This is a genomic window from Bacillus sp. 16GRE42 (assembly GCF_019837435.1).
Lineage (GTDB): Bacteria > Bacillota > Bacilli > Bacillales > Bacillaceae_G > Bacillus_A > Bacillus_A wiedmannii.
This window is the reverse complement of record NZ_JADAXF010000012.1, coordinates 23,649-48,239: the sequence shown is the minus strand read 5'-3', so window position 1 is coordinate 48,239 and position 24,591 is coordinate 23,649. Positions and strand designations below refer to the sequence as shown.

The window sequence follows — 24,591 nt, the reverse complement described above, 5'->3', positions numbered from 1 at the left end:
CTGTTTTCAAACAGTACGAAAAAAGAAGTAATGGTAATACAAACACGTTGCCCAAGGGTTAATCATATTATATAAGAGATGGATGTATATTTTTCTGAAAATTGTTAAGGAATAGAAGTATAAAATATGTCCATTTGAATAGGGAGGGAAGGTTATGAAAGTACAAAATGAAGTTTGTATTGTTTGTGAGACAGAAAGAAAAGAAGGGATATATGTTTATAATAATTTAATATGTTATGAATGTGAAAAGGATATGGTGAATACGGAGACAAATGATCCGAAGTATATATATTATTTAAAGCAGCTTCGGAAATTAGAAGTATCATATTTTTAAATAGGCATATGCCTATTATTTTTTTTGTTCTGTATAATAGAGGGAGAATGAAATAATAAGGAAGAGATATAGATGAATCAAAATCGCATACCTTTATATGAGGCATTAACAGAGTTTAAAGAAAGAGGGCCGTTATCCTTTCATGTTCCAGGTCATAAAAATGGTTTAAACTTCCCTCAGGAAGCTGTAGGGGAGTTTAAAGATATACTATCTATCGATGTAACTGAGTTGTCAGGATTAGATGATTTACATAGTCCGTTTGAATGTATAGATGAGGCACAACAGTTATTAGCTGATGTATATGGAGTGAAAAAAAGTTATTTTTTAATTAATGGTTCAACAGTAGGGAATCTAGCAATGATTTTGTCTTGTTGTGGGGAACATGATATTGTTCTTGTACAAAGAAATTGTCATAAATCAATTATTAATGGTTTAAAATTAGCGGGCGCAAATCCAATTTTTTTAGATCCATGGATTGATGAAGCTTATAATGTACCAGTGGGAATTCATGATGAAATTATTAAGGAAGCAATTGAAAAATATCCAAATGCTAAAGCACTCATTTTAACGCATCCTAATTATTATGGAATGGGGATGGATCTAGAGGCAAGCATCGCTTATGCACATGCACATAAAATCCCCGTTTTAGTAGATGAAGCACATGGAGCCCATTTTTGTTTAGGAGGGGCATTTCCAAAGTCAGCATTAGCATATGGTGCAGATATTGTAGTTCATTCTGCACATAAAACATTACCCGCGATGACAATGGGATCCTATTTACATATAAATAGTCGCTTAGTGAAAGAAGAAAAAGTTTCTACCTATTTAAGTATGCTACAATCTAGTAGTCCATCGTATCCAATTATGACTTCTCTTGATATTGCACGTTTTACAATAGCACGTATAAAAGAAAAGGGACATGATGAAATTGTCGAGTTTTTACGGGGATTTAAAGACGAATTGTGTTCTATTCCACAAATAGCTATTTTACAGTATCCATTACAAGATGAGTTAAAGGTTACTGTACAGACACGTTGTCAGTTATCAGGATACGAATTACAGTCTGTATTTGAAAAGGTCGGTATATATACAGAAATGGCGGATCCATATAATGTCCTATTTATTTTGCCCTTGCAAGTAAATAAGGAATATATGAAGGCTATAGAGATGATCCGAGGGGCATTGCAATATTATGAGGTGAAAGACAAGAAGGAATCTATTCGTTATACTTATAAAGGAGAATTTTCTCCTTTACCGTATACATATAAACAACTGGAAGGATATGAAACAAAAGTAGTATCTGTAGAAGAAGCAGTTGGGATGATAGCGGCAGAAATGGTAATTCCGTACCCACCTGGAATTCCATTAATTATGTATGGGGAAAGAATTACTTCAGAACATAAAGAGCAAATTATGTATTTAGAGCAATCAGGCGCTCGTTTTCAAGGTAGCACGAAATATATGAAAGTGTATGATATAGAAAGTAGGTTTTAGAATGAAGGGATTATTTGTAACAATTGAAGGTCCAGAAGGTTCGGGTAAAACAACGTTAATTAAAAGTTTATTGCCGTACTTTGAACAAAAAGAACAAAAGGTAATGGCGACGAGAGAACCAGGTGGTATTGCAATTTCAGAGGATATTAGAACAATTTTACATAAACAAGAATATACGATGATGGAAGCACGTACAGAGGCGCTTCTGTATGCTGCTGCACGTAGACAACATTTGGTGGAAAAGGTTATGCCGGCACTTAACGAGGACTACCTTGTATTATGTGATCGTTTTATAGACAGCTCTTTAGCGTATCAAGGATATGCAAGAGGGTTAGGTATGGATAAAGTATTTGAAATAAATCGTTTCGCAACAGAGGACTGTATGCCTAGTTTAACGATTTACCTAGACATTGAACCAGAGATTGGTTTAGCTCGCATTGAAAAAGATGCAGGACGTGAAGTGAATCGATTAGATATGGAAGATATCTCTTTCCATAAACGTGTCCGTGAAGGGTATTTACAAGTTGTAGAACGTTTCTCAGATCGTATTGTATTGGTAAATGCTGATCAACCAATGGAAAAACTTATAGAAGAAGTTGTTCAGATTATAGAAGATAAATTGTTATAATAGAAGGAAAGAATGAAATAAGTGAGGTATGTATTATGACGAAGACGTGGGAGCAGCTTTCTGCTATACAACCCATCGGTGTAAAAATGTTGATGAATAGCATTGCAAAAGAGCGTATATCCCACGCTTACTTGTTAGAGGGAGGGAAAGGGACTGGAAAGTTTGCAACGGCAATTCAAATGGCAAAGAGTTTCCTATGTTCTGGGCGGAATGGGGTAGAGCCTTGTCATGTATGTACAAATTGTAAGCGAATTGATTCAGGTAACCACCCTAACTTACATATTGTAAAACCAGACGGATTATCTATTAAGAAGCAGCAAATTCATGATTTACAAGAAGAGTTTTCAAAAACAGGATTAGAAGCAAATAAAAAAGTATATATTATTGAGCACGCAGATCGTATGACAGCAAATGCAGCGAATACACTTTTAAAATTTTTAGAAGAACCAAGTAGTGATACAACAGCTATTTTACTTACTGAACAAAGTCATCAAATTTTAAATACGATTTTATCTCGCTGTCAAGTTGTTACATTTAGACCGTTACCTACGGAATCTTTAATTAGAAGATTACAGGATGAAGGTATTACGGCATCTTTATCGACACTTGCTGCGCAACTCACGAATAGTTTTGATGAAGCTTTAGCTTTATGTAGTGATGAATGGTTTGCACAAGCACGAGCTTTAGTGATAAAATTATGTGAAGCGCTCGAAAAGGATAAAGCCTCTATTTTTTTTGTACAAGAAAAATGGGGAAAACACTTTGGAGAGAAAGAACAATTACAGCAAGGTTTAGATATGTTGCTCCTTATTTATAAGGATTTATTATATGTTCAACTTGGAGAAGAAGATCGTCTTGTTTTTCATGAGCAGAAAGAGTTGTTTGAATCTTTCTCCTATGCTCAGAAGCGCATTGTATCAGCTCTCTTTAATATATTAGAGGCAAAAAATAGAATCAACGCTAATGTAAATGCGCAGCTTGTGTTCGAACAGTTAGTGTTGCGGTTGCAGGAGGGATGACCGTTTTGTATGATGTAGTAGGTGTTCGCTTTAAGAAGGCCGGAAAGGTGTATTACTTCGATCCGAATCAGTTCGATATCTCTGAAAATGAGTTTGTAATTGTAGAAACAGTAAGAGGTATTGAGTACGGAAAAGTAGTTATTACCAAAAAGCAAGTTGATGAAAACGACGTTGTATTACCGCTAAAAAAGGTTATTCGTATTGCAAATGAAAATGATCGTACCATTGTTGAAGAGAACAAACATGCTGCGAAAGAAGCATATCAAGTTTGTCAGCAAAAGGTAGTAGAGCATAATCTTGATATGAAACTTGTAGATGTAGAGTATACGTTCGATCGCAATAAGATTATTTTCTACTTTACTGCGGATGGTCGGATTGATTTCCGCGAACTAGTGAAGGACTTAGCGGCAATTTTTAGGACAAGAATTGAACTAAGACAAATTGGTGTTCGTGATGAAGCGAAGATGCTTGGTGGTATTGGTCCATGTGGTCGTATGCTTTGTTGTTCTACTTTTTTAGGAGATTTTGAACCTGTATCCATTAAGATGGCAAAGGATCAAAATTTATCATTAAATCCTGCAAAAATCTCTGGTTTATGTGGTCGCTTAATGTGTTGCTTAAAATATGAGAATGATGAATATGAGGCAGCAAAGGAACAACTTCCTGATTTAGATCAACGTATACAAACCCCGCATGGTACTGGCCGTGTTATCGGATTAAATATTTTAGAAAGATTAATTCAAGTGGAACTAGTAGACAAGGAACGGATAGTAGAATATACGTTAGATGAGTTAGTGAATAAAGGGGTCGTTTCGAGTCAAACCACAGATTAATGAGGTGGGTGCTTGTGGAGAAAAAAGATATTTTTGCATCGGTTTCTAGTATGGAAGAGCAAATTGGACATTTATACAAACAGTTGGGAGAATTAAAACAACATCTTGCAGAGTTGTTGGAAGAGAACCAACATATAAAAATGGAAAATGAAAATTTGCGACACCGCTTTGAAGAAGTGCAGATTAAAGAAAAACAAAAAACTCAAAAACGTAAAGAAGTGAAGCCGAAGACAACTGATATTGGCGAAGGCTACGATAATTTAGCAAGGCTATATCAAGAAGGTTTTCATATTTGTAATCTGCATTATGGAAGTGTACGTAAAGAGGGAGATTGTTTATTCTGCCTGTCATTTTTAAATAAAAAGTGAAATTACCTTTCCAATGATAATTGGAAAGGTAATTTTTTATACATGAGAGTAGAATGAAATATGTTTTTTATTAGTAGAAGATGAAATAGGGTAGGTTAAGTGTAAGAAAAGGAGTAACATATGAATTTATATGAAGATGAACGTTTAGATTACTTATTAGCGCAAGATATGAAGATTGTACAAAGCCCATCAGTATTCAATTTCTCGTTAGATGCTGTTTTACTTGCAGACTTTGCTTGGGTACCGATTCAAAAAGGTAATGTACTTGATTTGTGTACAGGTAACGCAGTTGTCCCCCTTTTATTAAGTACAAGAACAAAGGGAAACATTACAGGTGTAGAAATTCAAGAACGTTTATATGATATGGGAATCAGAAGCGTTCAATACAATAAGTTAGAAGAAAGAATTCACTTAATACATGGGGATTTGAAAGATATGCCGGAGAAACTTGGACGTCATCAATATGATGTAGTCACATGTAATCCCCCTTATTTTCAAACACCTGCAACTTCTGAGAAAAATATGAATGAACATTTAGCGATAGCTCGTCATGAAATTATGTGTACATTAGAGGATGTTGTATCTGCAAGTAGTCAATTAGTAAAGCAAGGTGGGAAAGTAGCATTTGTACATCGTCCAGGTCGTTTACTAGATATTGTTACATTAATGCGTAAATACAAAATTGAACCAAAGCGTGTAAGATTTGTTTATCCTAAGGCAGGGAAAGAAGCGAATACATTGTTAATTGAAGGAATTAAGGATGGAAACGCAGATTTGAAAATATTGCCCCCTCTTTTTGTATATGAAGAAAATAATGAATATACAAAGGAGATTCGTTCAATTTTATATGGAGAAGAATAAGCATTGTTTTTATGTAGTAGAGTGCTCTGACGGAAGTTATTATGCTGGATATACAAATCATATAGAGAAGCGGATTCAGACCCATAATAGTGGAAAAGGGGCTAGGTATACGCGTGCTAGACTTCCTGTTGTTTTAAAATACATAGAATTTCATGAAGATAAGCGTACAGCTATGCAAGCAGAGTATTATTTTAAGCAGTTAAATAGAAAACAAAAAGAAGAATATATGCAAAAAGGAGAACGCTATGTGGCAACAAAAAAGCTTTCAACAAAATGAAAAGGGAGTTTTATATTTAGTACCAACTCCTATTGGAAATTTAGAAGATATGACATTTCGTGCAATCCGAATTTTAAAAGAAGCTGATTTAATTGCTGCTGAAGATACGAGACAAACGAAAAAACTTTGTAATTATTTCGAAATTGAAACCCCTGTTATGAGTTACCATGAGCACAATAAGGAAGTAAGTGGGAAGAAAATATTAGGGAAGTTAGACGAAGGAAAGACTGTAGCACTTGTTAGTGATGCTGGTATGCCGTGTATTTCCGATCCAGGTTACGATATTGTTGTAGAGGCTGTAGCAGAACAGTATCATGTTATCCCGCTTCCTGGGGCAAATGCAGCCCTTACAGCATTAATTGCATCAGGTCTTGAAACAAAACAATTTTATTTCTATGGATTTTTACAAAGAAATAAAAAAGAAAGAAAAATGGAGTTAGAGAAGCTTCGTTATGTACAAACTACAATGATGTTTTATGAAGCGCCCCATCGTTTAGATGATACTTTAATCTCGATGCAAGAAGTGTTGGGAAATAGAGAAATTGTATTATGTCGAGAGTTAACGAAAAAATTCGAGGAATTTATTCGTGGAACAGTTGAGGAAGCAATTGAGTGGACGAAACAAAATGAAGTTCGTGGCGAGTTTTGTATTTTAGTAGCTGGTTCAACGGAAGAACCTGCCCCAGAAGAACAATGGTGGGAATCTATTTCGATATATGATCATATTGAACATTATATAAACGAAAAAGGTATGAATTCAAAAGAGGCAATAAAAACAGTCGCTAAAGATCGAGATTTGTCGAAACGCGATGTATATCAAATCTATCATGTCGATAAAAAATAAGCTTCTCATAATTGAGAAGCTTATTTTGCTGTTTCGATATAATCTTGAAGTTCGTTTAAGACTTGCTCAGCGCCTTCTTTGCTTAAGATAATTTTACCTTCAGCTAAAGATAGGTTACCATCAGATACTTCACCAGTTACTTGGCAAGTCATGTTTGGCTTATATTTTTTTAAGATGATTTTCTCGTCATCAACGTAGATTTCAAGAGCATCCTTTTCTGCAATACCTAAAGTACGGCGTAATTCGATTGGAATTACTACACGACCTAATTCATCAACTTTACGAACGATACCAGTAGATTTCATAATTCTTTTCCTCCTAAAGAAATAGTTTATAAGTTTCGAGTCTATTTTCTAGATTCGTCATTTTTCGACAAAATACCCTATGGACATATGATACCAATCATTTACATTTCCGTCAATTCTTTAATTCTATATTTTTTAAAAAGATTTATAGATTTCTTACTTCTTATATATAATAGAATGAGAGTAATTTCTACTATTATTTCACTTTATTTTCAGAAAAATTTATAGATTGTAAGTAAGGACTGTATATTTTCTTGAAATATGAGCAATAGATGATAAAGATACTAAGTATTAACTCGTTTTTATCAAGCATTAGCAAGCAGTAAGATTCTAAATTTAAAATTTGGCTGGAGCAAAGAAGTTAAGTTGGAGTCGGATTGGTGCGGGTTAATAATCCGCGGGAGTGAACAAAACCCCCACAGATTAAAGTTTCACTTTATATATAAGTTTTTGATATACTATTTATAAATACATATGAGGTTATCCGGGAGGTCCAAAACAATGACAGAGGAAAACAAATCCTTTTATATTACTACCCCAATTTATTATCCAAGTGGAAAATTACACATTGGACATGCTTATACAACAGTAGCAGGAGATGCGATGGCACGATATAAGCGTATGCAAGGATATAATGTTCATTATTTAACAGGAACTGATGAGCATGGACAGAAGATCCAAAAGAAAGCAGAAGAATTAAATGTTACACCACAAGCATATGTGGATAACATTGTTGCAGGAATCAAAGAGCTTTGGGAGAAGATGGATATCTCTTATGATGATTTTATTCGTACAACTGAAGATCGTCATAAAGATGTTGTTGAAAAAATCTTCAAGCAACTAGTAGATCAAGGTGATATTTATCTTGATGAATATGAAGGTTGGTATTCTGTACAAGATGAAACATTCTATACAGAACATCAATTAGTAGATCCAATTATGGAAGGTGAAAAAGTAGTTGGAGGAAAAAGCCCAGATAGTGGTCATGATGTAGAACTTGTTCGTGAAGAATCGTATTTCTTTAGAATGGGTAAATATGTCGATAGACTATTAAAATTCTATGAAGATAATCCACATTTCATTCAGCCAGAGTCTCGTAAGAATGAGATGATTAATAACTTCATTAAACCGGGCTTAGAAGATTTAGCTGTTTCTCGTACTTCATTTGACTGGGGAGTTCGTGTTCCAGGTAACCCGAAACACGTTATTTACGTATGGGTTGACGCATTATCTAACTACATTACAGCATTAGGTTATGGAACAGAAAATGAAGAGATGTATAAGAAATTCTGGCCAGCTGATGTGCATTTAGTTGGAAAAGAAATCGTTCGTTTCCATACAATTTATTGGCCAATCATTTTAATGGCATTAGATTTACCTCTTCCGAAAAAAATCTTTGCTCATGGTTGGATTTTAATGAAGGATGGAAAGATGAGTAAGTCAAAAGGAAACGTAGTAGATCCAGTTACTTTAATCGATCGTTACGGATTAGATGCATTACGTTATTACTTACTTCGTGAAGTTCCATTCGGATCTGATGGTGTATTCACACCAGAAGGATTTGTGGAGCGCATTAATTTCGATTTAGCAAATGACTTAGGTAACTTATTAAATCGTACAGTAGCTATGATTGATAAGTACTTTAACGGAGAAATCCCTGCATTTAAAGCAGATGTAACGGAATTCGATGAAACGTTAGTAACGTTTGCAAAAGATACATTGAAAAAAGTAGAAGAGGCAATGGAGAATATGGAATTCTCTGTAGCGCTAAGCTCAATTTGGCAATTGGTTAGCCGTGCAAATAAATATATTGATGAAACACAACCGTGGGTATTAGCGAAAGATGAGAATGATCGTGAAAAATTAGCTTCTGTAATGGCTCACTTAGCAGAAGTACTTCGTCAAACAGGTATTATGCTTATGCCGTTCTTAACGGTAGCACCAAGTAAGATGTTTGCTCAACTTGGACTTACTGAAGAGGCACATAAATCTTGGGGAAGCCTATCTACAATTGGCTGTATTCCAGCTGGAACAAAAGTAGAAAAAGGAAACCCGATTTTCCCTCGTTTAGAAATGGAAGTAGAAGTAGGCTACATTAAAGAACAAATGAAAAGCTCTGCTCCTAAAGTAGAAGAGAAAAAAGAAGAAGAACCGAAAGCAGAAGAAATTACAATTGATGATTTCTTTAAAGTAGAATTACGCGTAGCTGAAGTACTATCAGCTGAACCTGTGAAAAAAGCAGATAAGTTGTTAAAAATTCAGCTGGATTTAGGTACAGAAAAGCGTCAAGTTGTTTCAGGAATTGCAAAATTCTATTCGCCGGAAGACCTAAAAGGTAAAAAGGTTATTTGTGTAACAAACTTAAAACCTGTAAAATTACGCGGTGAATTATCACAAGGTATGATTTTAGCGGGTGAAGAGAATGGCGTGTTGTCATTAGCATCAATCGACCAAAATCTACCAAACGGTACGAAAATCAAGTAATTAAGACAAGAAAAGAGATGTTTCACGTGTAACATGTGTGAAGCGTCTTTTTTCTTTTTACATTCTCTACTTTTGCATTAAAATTATAGTATTGTTATCGTTAAGTTAGTAAAGAGCTTATTTTTTAGAATAAACTGGATTTCAATATAAAAGGAGTTATGTATTATGTTGTTTGATACACATTCACATTTGAATGCAGAGCAATTTGAAGAAGATTTGCAAGAGGTTATTGTACGAATGAAAGAAGTGGGAGTTACCTATACAGTTGTTGTTGGTTTTGATGAAGTAACGATAAAAAAGGCGATTGAATTAGCTGAAACTTATGATTTTATTTACGCTGCGGTAGGATGGCATCCAGTTGATGCAATTGACATGACAGAAGAACATTTAGCTTGGTTAGAAGAACTTGCTTCTCATCCTAAAGTCGTTGCACTTGGAGAGATGGGATTAGATTATCATTGGGATAAGTCTCCAAAAGAAATACAGAAGGAAGTATTCCGTAAACAAATTGCATTAGCCAAAAAGGTGAAATTGCCGATTATTATACATAACCGCGATGCAACTCAAGATATTGTTGATATTCTAGAAGAAGAGAATGCAGCTGAAGTGGGAGGCATTATGCATTGTTTTAGTGGCAGCGTAGAAGTAGCAGAGCGATGTGTTGATATGAACTTTTTAATTTCGTTAGGCGGACCAGTTACATTTAAAAATGCTAAGAAACCGAAAGAAGTTGCTATGGAGATTCCATTAGAGAAATTGTTAATAGAGACGGATTGTCCATATTTAACACCACATCCATTTCGAGGAAAACGAAATGAACCAAGTTATGTAAAACTCGTAGCAGAAGAAATTGCGAATTTAAAAGGAATTTCTTATGAGGAAGTAGCAGAAATAACAACAAAAAATGCAAAAGCTTTATTTGGTGTTGAATAAAAAGGAGTGGGAGAACCCATTCTTTTTTATTTTTGTGAAAAAATAAGGGCGAATGAGGAAGTGTTACAATAAGAAGAGAGAACAAAGTTTTGGACATTCTATTTTTTAAAATGTAAGAATGGGGAAAATAATAATGGAAAAGTCGTCATTTTTTTGTTTTACTAAGTAGAGACGAAACGAGTGTGGAGGCAAGCATGAAAATTAAAGAGATTATCGTTGTAGAAGGTAAAGATGATACAGTTGCGATTAAGCGTGCTGTTGATGCGGATACAATTGAAACGAACGGTTCAGCAATCGGTGATCATGTTATTGAGCAAGTTAAATTAGCGCTGCAAAAACGGGGCGTTATTATTTTCACAGATCCGGATTATCCTGGAGAGCGTATTCGAAAAATTATTTCTGATAAGGTGCCTGGATGTAAACATGCCTTTTTACCGAAGGAAGAAGCACTTGCCAAAAGGAAAAAGGGTGTCGGGATTGAACATGCTTCTAATGAATCAATTCGCCGTGCTTTAGAGAATATACATGAAGAAATGGAAGCTTACACAAGTGAAATTAGTTGGAGCGATTTAGTCGATGCAGGCTTAGTGGGCGGAGAAATGGCAAAGAGTCGCAGAGAAAGAATGGGTAAGCTATTAAAGATTGGTTATACAAACGCAAAACAGTTACATAAACGTTTACAAATGTTTCAAGTTTCAAAAGAATCGTTTGCAGAAGCTTATAAGCAAGTCATACAGGAGGAAAGAAAATGAAGGATATCGCAACGCCAAATCGTACGAAAGACATTGTTGAAAAGTATGGATTTTCATTCAAAAAAAGTTTAGGACAAAATTTTTTAATTGATACGAACGTATTAAATCGTATTGTCGATCACGCTGAAATTGGTTCAGAAAGTGGTGCAATTGAAATTGGACCAGGTATCGGTGCGTTAACAGAACAATTAGCGAAGCGTGCTAAAAAAGTAGTGGCTTTTGAAATTGATCAGAGATTATTACCGATTTTAGATGAGACGTTAGCTCCATATAACAACGTTACAGTTATAAATAAAGACGTACTAAAGGCAGATGTACATGAGGTGTTTAGTGAGCAATTTGAGGAAGGGCAAGATGTAATGGTAGTAGCGAACTTACCGTACTATATTACAACGCCAATTTTATTTAAATTGCTGGAAGAGAAATTACCGGTTCGTGGATTTGTTGTTATGATGCAAAAAGAAGTTGGAGATCGTTTAGCTGCTAAACCTGGAACGAAAGAGTATGGTTCTTTATCCATTGCTATTCAGTATTATACAGAGGTAGAAACAGTTATGACTGTACCACGTACAGTGTTTGTGCCACAACCAAATGTTGATTCTGCGATTATTCGTCTCCTAAAGCGCCCGAAACCAGTTGTAGAAGTAACAGATGAGACATTCTTCTTTGAAGTAGTACGAGCAAGTTTTGCACAGCGTCGTAAAACTTTAATGAATAATTTATCAAATAATTTAAACGGTTTCCCGAAAGATAAAGAGTTGTTGGATCGAATTTTAACAGAAGTAGGAATTGATCCAAAACGAAGAGGCGAAACGCTATCTATCGAGGAGTTTGCAACATTAAGTAATGCATTAGTTCTTCATAAATTGTCATAAGAATAGAAAAGGGACAGTTCAACTTGAACTGTCCCTTTTGTCACCTTTCCGCTCCTACATTCATACTTTAAAAACAGGTAAGATGGCCTAACGAGTTTGGAGGTAGGAGAATGGCTTTACATGTTGGAGAATTAGTGGAACGATATTCTCATAATAGGGATATCCTTTTTCGTATTATAGAAATAAAAGGCGAGATAGCTATATTATTTGGAGAGGAAATTAGACTGGTGGCAGATGCACCACTTGAAGATTTAATTAGTATAGATCAACGAGAGCATAAAAAAAGAGCGAAGCGTGAGAAAGAAACGATGGAGCGTACGTATCGTTTGTTTCAACAAGATTATGTATTAATGAAACAAAGGCATGAACACACTTCAACGGGTGGATATACAAGTGAGGTGAATTATTTTCAAATGCCAGGACGTGTATTGCATATAGATGGGGACCCGTTATATTTGCGCAAGTGCTTAGACTTATATAATAAAATTGGTGTTCCTGTACAAGGTATTCATTGTAAAGAAACAGAGATGCATGAAAAGGTAGTAGATTTAATAGATCATTTTCGTCCGGACATTTTAGTTATTACGGGGCACGATGCATATACAAAATCAAAAGGGGTAAAGGGAGATTTAGCAGCATATAGACATTCAAGGCATTTTGTACAGGCTGTTCGAGAAGTGAGAAAAAAATATCCATCATTGGATCAACTCGTTATTTTTGCCGGGGCATGCCAATCACACTTTGAAGCATTAATTCGAGCGGGTGCTAATTTTGCTAGTTCACCATCTAGAATTAATATTCACGCACTAGATCCTGTATATGTGGTTGGTAAAATTAGTTTTACGTCGTTTATGGAAAGAGTAAATGTATGGGATGTTGTACGTAATACGATTACCGGCGAAAAGGGACTTGGCGGGATTGAGACGAAGGGGATTTTACGAACTGGATTACCCTTTCAACATTATGAAGAATAAGCAAGGTACATATGTATCTTGCTTTTTTGTATGGAAAGGATTTAAATCAGCTTGGATAAAAAGAGACAAGAACGCGCAGACTACATAATGATACTTTTACAATATAGTATTTCTTCTATCTATTTGAACGCATGATGCTTTTATAACGATATTGTCTGTGAGTTGCGGTTAATAATTGGGATAGATATATCGTGTTTTAAGTGTGCAATCTAAATTACAGCGAGGTGTAACGAAGTATATGTCAAAACGTTTAGATGAAATTAAAAGCGAATTAGATCACCATCTTGGACAGAGACTGATGTTAAAGGCAAATAGTGGGAGAAGAAAAACAGTAGAACAATCAGGTGTACTTGCAGAAACGTACCGTTCTGTTTTTGTTGTACAATTGGATCAGCAAGAAGATGCGTTGCAACGTGTATCATATAGCTATGCGGATGTTTTAACAGAGACAGTAGAGTTAACGTTTTATGGTGAACCTCATAATGAAGTAATTTTATAATTCATGTATCGTTACATATATTCCCACAAATGAAAAGCTATATTATTTTGCATACTAATTATACCGTAGCAAAATAAGGAGGGACTCTGCATTGAGTAGACGAAGAGGTGTCATGTCAAATCAATTTAAAGAAGAGCTTGCAAAAGAGCTAGGCTTTTATGATGTTGTTCAGAAAGAAGGCTGGGGCGGAATTCGTGCGAAAGATGCTGGTAACATGGTGAAACGTGCTATAGAAATTGCAGAACAGCAATTAATGAAACAAAACCAGTAGTTGTAAGATACTTTCTATGCTACGGTAGCCGAGGAGTGATTCCTCGGCTTTTTGTACTCGAAAAGGTGCCATCATTTTACATAAGTAGTTTCATTCTGAATGCTTTTCGTTATAATTAGGGAAGTGTCATCGTCTTACTATAAATTTATGGTAAAATAAACGATAAAAGATTGAGTACATAGAGTGGGTGAATAGATTGAAGCTACTAGTGAAAGCACCAGCAAAGATTAATCTGTCGTTAGATGTACTGGGAAAAAGACAAGACGGATATCATGAAGTGAAAATGATTATGACAACAATTGATTTAGCGGATCGTTTAGAACTAATGGAATTAGCAGAAGACCGTATTGAAATTTTATCCCATAATCGGTATGTCCCAGACGACCAAAGAAATTTAGCTTATCAAGCAGCGAAATTATTAAAAGAGAAGTTTAATGTGAAAAAAGGCGTATCTATTACTATTGAAAAAACGATTCCAGTAGCAGCTGGATTAGCAGGTGGAAGTAGTGATGCAGCAGCGACATTACGTGGCCTTAATAAATTATGGAATTTAGGGCTTACAATTGATCAGTTAGCAGAGCTTGGCGCAAAAATTGGATCAGATGTATCGTTTTGTGTATATGGTGGGACAGCAATTGCCACTGGAAGAGGAGAGCAAATTGAGCACATAAAAACTCCGCCTTCTTGTTGGGTTATTTTGGCGAAACCCCATATTGGTGTATCTACTGCTGATGTGTATGGAAATTTAAAGTTAAATCGAGTTACACATCCAAATGTAGATAAAATGGTTAACGTCATAAATGCTGGGGACTACAAAGGGATTTGTGATACTGTTGGTAATGTTTTAGAAGATGTAACGTTTGCGATGCATCCTGAAGTTGCACGTATTAAGGCACAGATGAAGCGATTTGGGGCGGATGCCGTATTAATGAGTGGAAGTGGCCCAACTGTATTTGGTCTTGTGCACCATGATTCGCGAATGCATCGTATATATAATGGATTAAAAGGATTTTGTGAACAAGTATACGCAGTACGTTTATTAGGAGAGCGAGAAACGCTTGAATAAAGACGTATAATACGTTATGATTTGTTTAGAATATTCGTGATTTGAGGTGAGAGTATGAAAATTAGACGAAGTACAAGATTAGTCGATATGACGTATTACTTGTTACAAAACCCTCGTCAGCTAGTTTCTCTCACTTTTTTTGCTGAAAGGTATCAATCAGCTAAGTCTTCCATTAGTGAAGATTTAGTTATTATTAAGCAAACGTTTGAACAACAAGGGGTCGGCACATTGCAAACGGTACCAGGAGCAGCAGGAGGAGTGAAATATATACCATATATAAGTGAGGAAGAGGCAGATCTAATTATTAGTGAGCTTTGTAGCTTATTTGAAAATCCAGGTCGTATTTTGCCTGGTGGTTACTTATATATGACAGATCTTTTAAGTAATCCTCGCCATATTAATGGCGCAGGTCGTTTGTTTGCTTCTGTTTTTGCTAGGCAACCAATTGATGCGGTTATGACGGTGGCAACGAAGGGGATTCCACTTGCTTATGCGGTGGCAAATTACTTAGATGTACCGGTAGTAATTGCAAGGAAAGATAATAAGGTAACAGAAGGTCCAACTGTTAGTATTAACTATGTATCAGGTTCTTCTAAGCGAATTCAAACAATGACGTTAGCAAAGCGTAGCCTTCCAGAGGGATCAAATGTTTTAATTATTGATGACTTCATGAAAGCTGGCGGGACAATTCAAGGTATGATGAGTATGTTAGAAGAGTTTAAGGCTAATGTTGTTGGTATTGGTGTATTAGTAGAATCCACGGATATTGAAGAACGACTAATTAATAATTTTGTATCATTAATTCGTCTATCAGAAGTTGATGTGAAAGAAAAAGCGATTCAAGTGGAAAAGGGAAATTATTCACTGGCACCATTTGATGAAGGGCTTGTAGAGGCTGAGTAAAAAGGTAAAGCAGATCGCTTTATCTTTTTTTTATTCTATTTATAAATTATAAAATAGATGGACAAACTGCTTTTCGTGCACTATTTTTAAAGAGTAAAAATAAATAATAAAAGGGTGAAAAAATATGAAAGTTGTTCAAACAAGCAATGCACCACAAGCAATTGGACCATATTCACAAGGGATTATTGTAAATAATATGTTTTACAGTTCAGGACAAATTCCGTTAACTGCAAGTGGAGAGCTTGTAGCAGGAGACGTGACAGTACAAACAGAGCAAGTATTTCAAAATTTACAAGCGGTATTAGAAGAAGCAGGTGCTTCATTTGATACAGTAGTAAAAACAACAGTATTCTTAAAAGATATGGATGATTTTAATGCTGTTAATGAAGTATACGGCTCTTATTTCTCTACTCATAAGCCAGCGCGTTCTTGTGTGCAAGTAGCAAAATTACCGAAAGATGTTTCGATTGAAATCGAAGTAATTGCCCTAGTTAAGTAATCTTTTGTAAGCGATAACCTCCACTAATCTCTATATTCAATTACATTAAAAATTTTTATCTTAAAAATTTTTAAAAAATTAAAGGGAAAATAGAAAATTTGTGGAATTTATACAAATATATCGCTTATTTAGAAAAGGGTGGTGAACACAAGATGGAAGTGACTGACGTAAGATTACGCCGCGTAAACACAGAAGGCCGCATGAGAGCAATTGCCTCTATTACTCTAGACCATGAATTTGTTGTTCATGATATTCGTGTAATTGATGGTAATAATGGATTATTTGTAGCAATGCCAAGTAAACGTACTCCAGATGGAGAATTCCGTGACATTGCACATCCAATTAATTCTAATACACGCTCTAAAATTCAAGATGCGGTTTTAACAGAGTATCATCGTTTAGGCGAGTTAGAAGAGGTTGAGTTTGAAGAAGCGGGTGCTTCGTAAAATTCGAATGAAAAGGGCTTTTTAAAGAAATCCCTATAATTTTGCAACAAACTCCTGTAAGCATTTACAGGGGTTTGTTTTTTTGTGGTTTTATCTATTTTTCGCACGGAAAATTCTGAATTCTTCAAAGTGAAGAGGAAAACTTCTAATTTTTTCAAAATCATTTTAAATAGTATAGCTTATTTCTTAAAAAAGATACTAAAGAGTAAAACATCGTATAAGAATTATGGTAAAATTTAATAGTTAAAATGTGTTTCTTGAAATATATGATGATTTAGGATAATATCGTTAATGGATAAATAGGTTGCGATGGAGGGTCTATATGTCAAACAGATTTGCAGTGATTCTAGCTGCAGGCAAAGGCACACGTATGAAGTCTAAGCTATACAAAGTGCTTCATCCTGTATGTGGAAAACCTATGGTACAACATGTTGTCGATCAAGTAACGCAATTAGGATTGCAGAAACTTGTAACAGTCGTAGGACATGGTGCTGAAATGGTACAAGAACAGCTAGGAAACGTAAGTGAGTTTGCATTACAAGCAGAACAACTTGGTACAGCACATGCTGTAGATCAAGCTGCAAGTGTACTTGCAAACGAAGAAGGAACAACTTTAGTTATTTGTGGTGATACGCCGCTAATAACTGCTGAAACGATGGAATCATTGCTTCAGCAACATAAAGAGGCAGGGGCAATGGCAACGGTGCTAACAGCTTACATAGAAGAACCTGCTGGATATGGTCGTATCGTTCGTAATGAGAATGGTCATGTTGAAAAGATTGTTGAGCATAAGGATGCAAATGAGAAAGAATTAGCTATTAAAGAAATCAATACAGGTACGTATTGTTTTGATAATAAAGCTTTATTCGCCTCACTTTCTAAAGTTTCAAATGATAACGTACAAGGTGAATATTACCTGCCAGATGTTATTGAGATTTTAAAAAATGAAGGTCATATCGTATCAGCTTATCAAACAGAGCACTTCGATGAAACGTTAGGTGTTAACGACAGAGTCGCTCTATCGCAAGCGGAAATTATTATGAAAAACCGTATCAACCGAAAGAACATGGTAAATGGTGTTACAATTATTGATCCAAGTAACACGTATATTTCTGCTGATGCGATTATCGGTAGTGATACAGTTCTTCATCCAGGAACAATTATTGAGGGGAATACTGTAATTGGTTCTGATTGTGAAATTGGACCGCATACAGTAATTCGCGATAGTGAAATTGGAGATCGTACAACAATTCGTCAATCTACTGTACATGATAGTAAACTTGGTACAGAAGTATCGGTTGGTCCATTTGCACATATTCGCCCAGATTCAGTTATTGGAGATGAAGTACGCGTTGGAAACTTCGTGGAAATCAAAAAAACTGTTTTTGGTAATAGAAGTAAAGCTTCACACTTAAGTTATATCGGGGATGCACAAGTTGGAGAAGACGTGAATCTTGGTTGTGGTTCAATTACGGTGAACTATGACGGTAAGAATAAATTCAAAACTGTGATTGGTAATGGGGTATTTATTGGATGTAATTCAAACCTTGTTGCTCCTGTAACAGTTGAAGATGGTGCTTATGTGGCAGCAGGCTCTACAATTACAGAGAATGTTCCATCAAAAGCATTATCTGTAGCACGTGCACGTCAAGTTAACAAAGAAGACTATGTTGATCAATTGCTGAATAAGAAAAAATCATAATGTGGAGGGTTAATCTAGATGTCGACTCAATATCTAAATTCTAATTTGAAAGTATTCTCTTTAAACTCTAATAAGGAACTTGCTGAGCAAATTGCAAAGCACATTGGAGTAGGACTAGGAAAATGTTCTGTTGATCGTTTTAGTGATGGAGAAGTTCAAATTAACATTGAAGAAAGTATCCGTGGTTGCGATGTATTCATTATTCAATCTACAAGCTTCCCAGTAAACGAACATATCATGGAATTACTTATTATGATCGATGCATTAAAGCGTGCATCTGCAAAAACAATTAATATTGTTATTCCTTACTATGGTTATGCGCGTCAAGACCGTAAAGCGCGTTCTCGTGAACCAATTACATCGAAACTTGTAGCAAACTTGCTTGAAACAGCAGGTGCAACTCGTGTAATCACTCTAGATTTACATGCTCCACAAATTCAAGGATTCTTTGATATCCCAATCGACCACCTAATGGGTGTACCGATCCTTTCAGATTACTTTGAAACAAAAGGTCTTAAAGATATCGTAATCGTGTCACCTGACCACGGTGGGGTAACTCGTGCTAGAAAAATGGCAGATCGTCTAAAAGCACCAATCGCTATTATTGATAAGCGTCGCCCTCGTCCGAACGTATCAGAGGTAATGAACATTATCGGTAATATTGAAGGTAAAACAGCAATTTTAATTGATGACATCATTGATACAGCTGGTACAATTACATTAGCAGCAAACGCTCTTGTTGAGAACGGTGCTTCTGAAGTATATGCTTGCTGTACACACCCAGTATTATCTGGTCCAGCAATTGAGCGTATCCAAAATTCAAATATTAAAGAGTTAGTTGTAACCAACTCTATCGTATTACCAGAAGAGAAGAAAATCGACAAAGTACATGAACTTTCAGTTGCTCCACTAATCGGAGAAGCAATCATTCGTGTATACGAAGAAGAATCTGTAAGTGTATTATTCAATTAATTGGATAGAATGAGACGTAACCAAGATTGGTTACGTCTTTTCGTATCGAAAAAAGAAAGTAGTGGTACAAGAATGAAATTGATAGTAGGACTTGGGAACCCGGGTAGAGAATATGAATTAACAAGGCATAATATTGGATTTATGGCGATTGATGAACTTGCAAAGCGTTGGAATATTTCTTTGAATGAACAAAAATTTAAAGGAATATTTGGTGCAGGATTTGTTAATGGAGAAAAAGTAATCTTATTAAAGCCACTTACATATATGAATTTATCTGGGGAAAGTATTCGACCACTCATGGATTACTATAAAATTGATGTTGAAGACTTCGTTGTTCTGTACGATGATTTAGACATCCCTGTAGGTAAATTACGCCTTCGTATGAAAGGTAGTGCTGGTGGACATAATGGTGTGAAATCAACAATTTCACATTTAGGAACACAAGAGTTTCAACGTATCCGCATGGGAATTGATCGTCCGAAAAATGGCATGAAGGTAGTAGATTACGTATTAGGACGTTTTACATCGGAAGAAATTCCTGATGTGAGTCATTCTATTGAAAAAGCAGCGGATGCATGTGAAGAATGGTTAAATAAACCTTTTCTTCAAATCATGAATACCTTCAATAGTTAAGGGTATGATTGGGAATATTTTGTCTTATTTTTACCCATACTAGTAGTAATTGGATTTTTAGGAGGCTAGTATGGAAGGTTATTATTATTGCAGACATTGCGGGATTAATGTAGGCTCCGTTACTGCAGAAAAAGTGTATAGCGACGTTTTATTTCAACTAACAGAGCAAGAAGTAGTAGAGATGATTCATTTTCATGAGAATGGAAATATATATATAAAAACGATTTGTGAATCGTGTCAAGAAACGCTCGCATCTTATCCTGAGTATTATGAATATGAAAAATTTCTGCAATAAAATGTTGTCGCTTTGGCATGTCCAAAGCATTTTTCTGTTTTCTTTTTCCAAAATATTTGCATAAAATATAGTGGCTTGCTCTTTATGTTGAGAGGGGTTTTGAAAATGATAGGTTTATTAGAGCAATTTTATAAAAATGAAGAGATCCAATCGGTTATTAATGGACTAGAAGATGGTTTAAAAGAACAACTTGTATCAGGTATGGCAACCTCTTCTCGTTCGTTATTAATGGCGGCCTTATATAAAAAAACAAAAAAATCACAACTTATTGTGACGCATAATTTATATCAAGCACAAAAAGTGCATGAAGATTTAGTGGCGTTACTTGGTGAAAAAGATGTGTGGTTATACCCAGTAAATGAATTGATAGCATCAGAAATTGGTGTTGCAAGCCCAGAATTGAAGGCGCAACGTATTGAAGTATTGAATCGTTTAGCGGCAGGAGAGAACGGGATTATTGTAGCGCCAGTTGCAGGACTACGCAGATTTTTACCAATGAAAGAGTTGTGGAAGCAAAGGCAAATCGAAATCAATCTAGGGCAAGAGATTGATTTAGATACATTCTTGCATACTTTACATCATATTGGTTATGAGCGTAAGTCGATGGTAGAAGCTCCTGGGGAATTCAGTTTGCGTGGGGGAATATTAGATATTTACCCATTAACTGAAGAGTTACCATTTCGTATTGAATTTTTCGATACAGAAGTTGATTCTATTCGATTATTTGATGTGGATGAACAGCGCTCTCAAGATAAAAAAGAAAGTGTTAGATTTGGTCCAGCAACAGAGTTTTTATTTTCACAGGAAGAATTGAAGTCGGGAATTGAGCATCTTGAGGAAGGCTTGACTAAGACGATGCAAAAACTTTCCGATGATAAATTGAAGACTACAGTGCTTGAAACGGTAAGTCATGAAATTGAGATGTTAAAAAACGGGCAAAGTATAGAACAGATGTTTAAATATTTATCTATTTTCTATAAAGAACCTGCTAGTCTTATAGATTATTTACCAGAAGATGGTATTGTGGTTTTAGATGAGATTTCCCGTATTCAAGAAACAGCATCACATCTTGAAACAGAAGAGGCGGAATGGTATATATCACTTCTTGGTGAGGGAATAATTATTCAAGATTTATCTTTCTCACACTCGTTTGAGGAATTTCTTCATCATAAAAAAAGAAGTTTTGTATATTTAACGTTATTCTTACGTCATATAGCACATACACATCCGCAAAACATTGTGAATGTGACATGTAAAACAATGCAAGATTTCCATGGGCAGATGCAGTTGTTGAAAACTGAAATTGATAGATGGAACGAAGGGCATTTTACGACTGTTGTGCTCGGCACAGATGATGAACGTGTAAAAAAACTACAACATATTTTAAGTGATTATGATATTGAGGCAGATATCGTAGAGGGCACAGACATATTATTGCCTGGAAGGTTACAAATTGCTGTAGGTGATTTACATGCAGGATTTGAAATGCCGATGCAAAAGCTTGTTGTTATTACTGAAAAAGAGCTTTTTCATAAGAAAGTTAAAAAATCACAACGTAAGCAGAAGTTATCTAATGCTGAACGTATTAAAAGTTATTCGGAATTAAAAGTTGGAGATTATGTAGTTCATGTAAATCATGGTATAGGTAAATTCTTAGGTATCGAGACATTAGAGATTAATGGTGTTCATAAAGATTACTTGAATATTAAATATCAAGGTAATGATAAGTTATACGTTCCAATTGAACAAATTGACCAAGTGCAGAAATATGTAGGATCTGAAGGTAAGGATCCAAAAGTTTATAAATTGGGCGGAAATGATTGGAAAAAGGTCAAAACGAAAGTTGAAAAATCTGTACAAGACATTGCGGATGACCTAATTAAACTATATGCTGAGCGCGAAGCTTCAAAGGGTTATGCATATACACCAGATACGGCAGAACAACAAGAATTTGAATCTTCTTTCCCATATCAAGAGACAGAGGATCAATTACGTTCTATTGAAGAGATTAAGAAAGATATGGAACGTGGACGTCCGATGGATAGGCTTCTTTGTGGTGATGTAGGATATGGAAAGACGGAAGTAGCTATCCGTGCGGCATTTAAGGCAATTATGGATGAAAAACAAGTTGCAATTTTAGTGCCGACAACGATCCTTGCACAACAACACTATGAAACAATTCGAGAGCGTTTTCAAGATTATCCAATCAATATAGGATTATTAAGTAGATTCCGTACGAGAAAACAGCAAAATGAAACAATTAAAGGCTTAAAAGATGGTACGGTAGATATCGTAATCGGAACGCATCGTATTTTATCTAAAGATGTTACTTATAAAGATTTAGGTCTTCTTATTATTGATGAAGAACAAAGGTTTGGTGTAACGCATAAAGAAAAAATTAAACAATTAAAAGCAAATGTTGACGTGTTAACATTAACGGCAACTCCGATTCCGCGTACACTCCATATGTCTATGCTTGGTGTGCGTGACTTATCTGTTATTGAGACACCACCAGAAAATCGTTTCCCAGTCCAAACGTATGTAGTAGAGTATAACCCAGCGTTAATGCGAGAAGCGATAGAACGAGAGCTTGCAAGAGGTGGGCAAATTTACTTCCTATATAATCGTGTGGAGGATATCGAAAGAAAAGCGGATGAAATTTCGATGTTAGTTCCAGACGCGCGTGTAACTTATGCGCATGGGAAAATGAACGAAGGTGAATTAGAGTCTGTTATGCTATCGTTTTTAGAAGGGCAGCATGATGTTCTTGTAAGTACAACAATTATTGAGACGGGTGTAGATATTCCGAATGTAAATACGTTAATTGTATTTGATGCAGATCGTATGGGACTATCGCAGCTGTATCAGCTTCGTGGTCGTGTTGGACGTTCTAATCGTGTTGCATATGCATACTTTGCATACAAACGAGATAAAGTGTTATCAGAAGTTGCAGAGAGGCGTCTGCAAGCCATTAAAGAGTTCACAGAGCTTGGGTCAGGTTTCAAAATTGCAATGAGAGACTTATCCATTCGTGGTGCAGGTAACTTGTTAGGAGCCGAACAGCATGGATTTATTGATTCTGTCGGATTTGATCTATATTCTCAAATGTTAAAAGATGCAATTGAACAGCGTAGAGGAACAGATGGGGTTGAAAATACAGTTAATGTTGAAATTGATTTAGAAGTAGATGCATATTTACCAGATGCTTATATTTCAGATAGTAAACAAAAGATTATGATGTATAAACAGTTTAGAGGTGTTTCTGCAATTGAGGATATTGAAGAGTTGCAGGAAGAGATGATAGATAGATTTGGTGATTATCCGCAAGAAGTTGGTTACTTATTGCAAATTGCAAATATTAAAGTATTGGCAATGAAAGAACAAATTGAGTTAATTAAGCAAAATAAATTTGAAGTGACAATTCTGTTCTCAGAACAAGCAAGTCAAAATATTGATGGCGGAAAATTATTCATGCTTGGAAATAGTTTTGGACGTATGATTGGTCTAGGAATGGAAGGATCGCAATTGAAAATCGTTATGAAAACAAATGGTTTAGAGACATCGAAGTGGTTAACAATTGCTGAAAATTTATTAAAAGGCCTGCCAGATGTAAAAAAAGAAGTCATAAATGCCTAATATAAGATAAAAAAATACAATTCGGCGTGCATAGAAGAACTAATGTGTAAAATACTATGTCTAACAGTTGGTGATTTTTACATGAACAGGTAAATTCACCACTTTGATCATCAGTAGAAAGTGAGGCAGCATTAGAATGAAAGCAACTGGAATCGTACGTCGAATTGATGATTTAGGTAGGGTAGTAATTCCGAAGGAAATTCGTAGAACTTTACGTATTCGAGAAGGAGACCCACTAGAAATATTTGTTGATCGCGATGGAGAAGTGATTTTGAAAAAATATTCTCCAATTAGTGAACTAGGTAATTTTGCAAAGGAATATACGGAAGCTTTATACGATAGCTTAGGACATAATGTGCTTGTATGCGATCGTGATTCTATTATCGCAGTAGCAGGCGTATCTAAAAAAGAATACTTAAATAAAAGTGTTGGCGATTTAATTGAGAAGACAATGGAAGAGCGTAAGTCTGTAATTATGACAGATGAAAGCGAAATTTCAATTATTGATGGAGTAACAGAAAAAGTGAGTTCCTATACAATTGGCCCGATTGTTGCGAATGGGGATCCAATTGGAGCTGTTGTTATCTTCTCTAAAGAGGCTATTATAAGTGAAGTAGAGCATAAGTCAGTAAATACAGCTGCAAGCTTTTTAGCGAAACAAATGGAGCAGTAAGGCTATATGGAATTT

The 24,591-nt window shown here is 35.5% G+C and carries 27 protein-coding genes; 26 read left to right on the top strand and 1 reads right to left on the bottom strand.

What is annotated here, in order from left to right; genetic code table 11:
• Nucleotides 1–154 precede the first annotated feature (154 nt).
• The 9 genes from ILS93_RS27995 (at nt 155) to rsmI (ending at nt 6,658) form a co-directional block, all read left to right on the top strand.
• A complete protein-coding gene (locus tag ILS93_RS27995; RefSeq protein ID WP_064475144.1) occupies nt 155–334 on the top strand; it encodes a sigma factor G inhibitor Gin in 180 nt (59 codons plus the stop codon).
• Nucleotides 335–406: 72 nt separating this feature from the next.
• Nucleotides 407–1,828, top strand: coding sequence for an aminotransferase class I/II-fold pyridoxal phosphate-dependent enzyme (locus tag ILS93_RS27990; RefSeq protein ID WP_088047077.1), 1,422 nt, complete (start codon nt 407–409; stop codon nt 1,826–1,828).
• 1 nt (nt 1,829) lies between these two features.
• On the top strand, nt 1,830–2,456 hold the full coding sequence (tmk, locus tag ILS93_RS27985) for a dTMP kinase (RefSeq protein WP_000677225.1): 627 nt from the start codon (nt 1,830–1,832) through the stop codon (nt 2,454–2,456).
• A gap of 35 nt (nt 2,457–2,491) precedes the next feature.
• Nucleotides 2,492–3,475: a DNA polymerase III subunit delta' gene (holB, locus tag ILS93_RS27980; RefSeq protein WP_064475146.1), complete on the top strand. Its 984-nt coding sequence runs from the start codon at nt 2,492–2,494 to the stop codon at nt 3,473–3,475.
• 5 nt (nt 3,476–3,480) lie between these two features.
• Nucleotides 3,481–4,308, top strand: a complete 828-nt coding sequence (locus ILS93_RS27975) for a PSP1 domain-containing protein (RefSeq protein ID WP_000272429.1) — start codon at nt 3,481–3,483, stop codon at nt 4,306–4,308.
• A 14-nt stretch (nt 4,309–4,322) separates the two neighbouring features.
• Nucleotides 4,323–4,676 carry a DNA replication initiation control protein YabA gene (yabA, locus tag ILS93_RS27970; protein ID WP_000412057.1) on the top strand — a complete coding sequence of 118 codons (354 nt, stop codon included), beginning with the start codon at nt 4,323–4,325 and terminating at the stop codon, nt 4,674–4,676.
• Between the two features lie 120 nt (nt 4,677–4,796).
• Nucleotides 4,797–5,537, top strand: a complete 741-nt coding sequence (locus ILS93_RS27965) for a tRNA1(Val) (adenine(37)-N6)-methyltransferase (protein ID WP_060486369.1) — start codon at nt 4,797–4,799, stop codon at nt 5,535–5,537.
• Nucleotides 5,524–5,814: a GIY-YIG nuclease family protein gene (locus tag ILS93_RS27960; RefSeq protein WP_000414343.1), complete on the top strand. Its 291-nt coding sequence runs from the start codon at nt 5,524–5,526 to the stop codon at nt 5,812–5,814. The genes ILS93_RS27965 and ILS93_RS27960 overlap by 14 nt, the downstream gene beginning before the upstream one ends.
• Nucleotides 5,783–6,658 (top strand): 16S rRNA (cytidine(1402)-2'-O)-methyltransferase, encoded by an 876-nt coding sequence (gene rsmI / locus ILS93_RS27955; protein WP_064475148.1) that lies wholly within the window; start codon nt 5,783–5,785, stop codon nt 6,656–6,658. Before ILS93_RS27960 ends, rsmI begins: the two co-directional genes overlap by 32 nt.
• 20 nt (nt 6,659–6,678) lie before the next feature.
• Here the strand turns inward: rsmI and ILS93_RS27950 are convergent, their stop codons facing one another.
• A complete protein-coding gene (locus tag ILS93_RS27950) occupies nt 6,679–6,963 on the bottom strand; it encodes a transition state genes transcriptional regulator AbrB (protein ID WP_000843037.1) in 285 nt (94 codons plus the stop codon).
• A 501-nt stretch (nt 6,964–7,464) separates the two neighbouring features.
• Between ILS93_RS27950 and metG the strand changes: the two genes are divergently transcribed.
• The 17 genes from metG (at nt 7,465) to spoVT (ending at nt 24,576) form a co-directional block, all read left to right on the top strand.
• Nucleotides 7,465–9,447 carry a methionine--tRNA ligase gene (gene metG, locus ILS93_RS27945; RefSeq protein WP_064475149.1) on the top strand — a complete coding sequence of 661 codons (1,983 nt, stop codon included), beginning with the start codon at nt 7,465–7,467 and terminating at the stop codon, nt 9,445–9,447.
• A 165-nt stretch (nt 9,448–9,612) separates the two neighbouring features.
• Nucleotides 9,613–10,380 carry a TatD family hydrolase gene (locus ILS93_RS27940; protein ID WP_064475150.1) on the top strand — a complete coding sequence of 256 codons (768 nt, stop codon included), beginning with the start codon at nt 9,613–9,615 and terminating at the stop codon, nt 10,378–10,380.
• A gap of 194 nt (nt 10,381–10,574) precedes the next feature.
• Nucleotides 10,575–11,132 (top strand): ribonuclease M5, encoded by a 558-nt coding sequence (rnmV, locus tag ILS93_RS27935; RefSeq protein WP_000692830.1) that lies wholly within the window; start codon nt 10,575–10,577, stop codon nt 11,130–11,132.
• A complete protein-coding gene (rsmA, locus tag ILS93_RS27930) occupies nt 11,129–12,007 on the top strand; it encodes a 16S rRNA (adenine(1518)-N(6)/adenine(1519)-N(6))-dimethyltransferase RsmA (protein ID WP_064475151.1) in 879 nt (292 codons plus the stop codon). The genes rnmV and rsmA overlap by 4 nt, the downstream gene beginning before the upstream one ends.
• Before the next feature lie 110 nt (nt 12,008–12,117).
• The gene (yabG, locus tag ILS93_RS27925; RefSeq protein ID WP_064475152.1) at nt 12,118–12,981 is read left to right on the top strand and encodes a sporulation peptidase YabG; all 864 of its coding nucleotides are present in this window, start codon (nt 12,118–12,120) and stop codon (nt 12,979–12,981) included.
• A gap of 238 nt (nt 12,982–13,219) precedes the next feature.
• Nucleotides 13,220–13,480 carry a biofilm formation stimulator Veg gene (gene veg / locus ILS93_RS27920; protein ID WP_000044349.1) on the top strand — a complete coding sequence of 87 codons (261 nt, stop codon included), beginning with the start codon at nt 13,220–13,222 and terminating at the stop codon, nt 13,478–13,480.
• Between the two features lie 91 nt (nt 13,481–13,571).
• Nucleotides 13,572–13,751: an acid-soluble spore protein SspF gene (gene sspF / locus ILS93_RS27915; RefSeq protein WP_001985066.1), complete on the top strand. Its 180-nt coding sequence runs from the start codon at nt 13,572–13,574 to the stop codon at nt 13,749–13,751.
• A gap of 196 nt (nt 13,752–13,947) precedes the next feature.
• The gene (gene ispE / locus ILS93_RS27910) at nt 13,948–14,817 is read left to right on the top strand and encodes a 4-(cytidine 5'-diphospho)-2-C-methyl-D-erythritol kinase (protein ID WP_000772096.1); all 870 of its coding nucleotides are present in this window, start codon (nt 13,948–13,950) and stop codon (nt 14,815–14,817) included.
• 54 nt (nt 14,818–14,871) lie between these two features.
• Nucleotides 14,872–15,720 (top strand): pur operon repressor, encoded by an 849-nt coding sequence (gene purR / locus ILS93_RS27905; RefSeq protein WP_064475153.1) that lies wholly within the window; start codon nt 14,872–14,874, stop codon nt 15,718–15,720.
• Between the two features lie 124 nt (nt 15,721–15,844).
• The gene (locus tag ILS93_RS27900) at nt 15,845–16,219 is read left to right on the top strand and encodes a RidA family protein (protein ID WP_000869826.1); all 375 of its coding nucleotides are present in this window, start codon (nt 15,845–15,847) and stop codon (nt 16,217–16,219) included.
• 152 nt (nt 16,220–16,371) lie between these two features.
• Nucleotides 16,372–16,665: a septation regulator SpoVG gene (gene spoVG / locus ILS93_RS27895; protein WP_000454042.1), complete on the top strand. Its 294-nt coding sequence runs from the start codon at nt 16,372–16,374 to the stop codon at nt 16,663–16,665.
• 322 nt (nt 16,666–16,987) lie between these two features.
• Nucleotides 16,988–18,367: a bifunctional UDP-N-acetylglucosamine diphosphorylase/glucosamine-1-phosphate N-acetyltransferase GlmU gene (gene glmU, locus ILS93_RS27890; protein ID WP_064475154.1), complete on the top strand. Its 1,380-nt coding sequence runs from the start codon at nt 16,988–16,990 to the stop codon at nt 18,365–18,367.
• An 18-nt stretch (nt 18,368–18,385) separates the two neighbouring features.
• A complete protein-coding gene (locus ILS93_RS27885) occupies nt 18,386–19,339 on the top strand; it encodes a ribose-phosphate diphosphokinase (protein WP_000107420.1) in 954 nt (317 codons plus the stop codon).
• Between the two features lie 72 nt (nt 19,340–19,411).
• Nucleotides 19,412–19,972, top strand: coding sequence for an aminoacyl-tRNA hydrolase (pth, locus tag ILS93_RS27880; RefSeq protein WP_078183735.1), 561 nt, complete (start codon nt 19,412–19,414; stop codon nt 19,970–19,972).
• A 70-nt stretch (nt 19,973–20,042) separates the two neighbouring features.
• The gene (locus ILS93_RS27875; RefSeq protein ID WP_222661714.1) at nt 20,043–20,267 is read left to right on the top strand and encodes an anti-sigma-F factor Fin family protein; all 225 of its coding nucleotides are present in this window, start codon (nt 20,043–20,045) and stop codon (nt 20,265–20,267) included.
• Nucleotides 20,268–20,372: 105 nt separating this feature from the next.
• Nucleotides 20,373–23,903, top strand: coding sequence for a transcription-repair coupling factor (gene mfd, locus ILS93_RS27870; protein ID WP_064475156.1), 3,531 nt, complete (start codon nt 20,373–20,375; stop codon nt 23,901–23,903).
• A 136-nt stretch (nt 23,904–24,039) separates the two neighbouring features.
• Nucleotides 24,040–24,576: a stage V sporulation protein T gene (spoVT, locus tag ILS93_RS27865; protein ID WP_000648312.1), complete on the top strand. Its 537-nt coding sequence runs from the start codon at nt 24,040–24,042 to the stop codon at nt 24,574–24,576.
• The last annotated feature ends 15 nt before the right edge of the window (nt 24,577–24,591 follow it).